The sequence below is a fragment of the Bacillus pfraonensis genome (assembly GCF_050768835.1).
GTDB lineage: Bacteria > Bacillota > Bacilli > Bacillales > Bacillaceae_G > Bacillus_A > Bacillus_A pfraonensis.
This window is the reverse complement of sequence record NZ_JAHCDO010000089.1, coordinates 1-790: the sequence shown is the minus strand read 5'-3', so window position 1 is coordinate 790 and position 790 is coordinate 1. Positions and strand designations below refer to the sequence as shown.

General features: G+C 32.7%; 1 protein-coding gene. It reads left to right on the top strand.

The window, feature by feature from the left end; genetic code table 11:
• A partial coding sequence (locus KFD70_RS29150) for an AMP-binding protein (protein ID WP_431613551.1) occupies window positions 1-790 on the top strand: 790 nt, incomplete at both ends.

Genomic DNA, 790 nt, shown 5'->3' with positions numbered 1-790 from the left:
ATAAGTACTTATTGAAAACAAATTTTGCATTTGATGTGTCAGTGACTGAACTTTATGGATGGTTTTTTGGGAATGGAAGTCTTGTAATACTAAAACCAGATGGTAACAAAGACATACTATATACCTTGAAAACTATAAAACAAGAAAAAGTAACACATATAAATTTTGTGCCATCACATTTTAGAATATTTTCAAATGTGGCAATAGATGAAATTGAGTATATCTCAAGTTTAAAATACCTATTCCTAGCAGGTGAGGAATTGAGGAGTAATGACGTCAACTCTTTCTTAGAAAAAGCAGAGAATTTGACACTCCACAATCTTTATGGACCAACTGAAGCTACTATTTATTCAACGATGTTGAGAGATGTAAGTAAAGGAGAAAAGAAGATATCTATAGGTAAACCTATGGGGAATTATAAAGCGTATATAGTAGATTCTAGCAATGAGATTTTACCCATAGGAACTCCAGGGGAACTATGTATTAGTGGCATAGGGTTAGCACGAGGATATTTAAATAAGCAAGAGCTGACAACAGAAAAATTTATAGATAACCCCTATATCCAAGGAGAAAAAATGTATAAAACTGGTGACTTAGCTAGGTGGTTGCCAAATGGGAATATAGAATTCTTAGGAAGGATAGACAGTCAAGTAAAAATAAGAGGTTTTAGGATAGAACTTGGGGAGATAGAAAATAAACTGTTGGAACATGAATCAATAGATGCAGCAGCAGTAATAGTAAAAGAAAAAGAAGAAGAAAAGTTTATATGTGCTTATATCTCAAGTAAGAG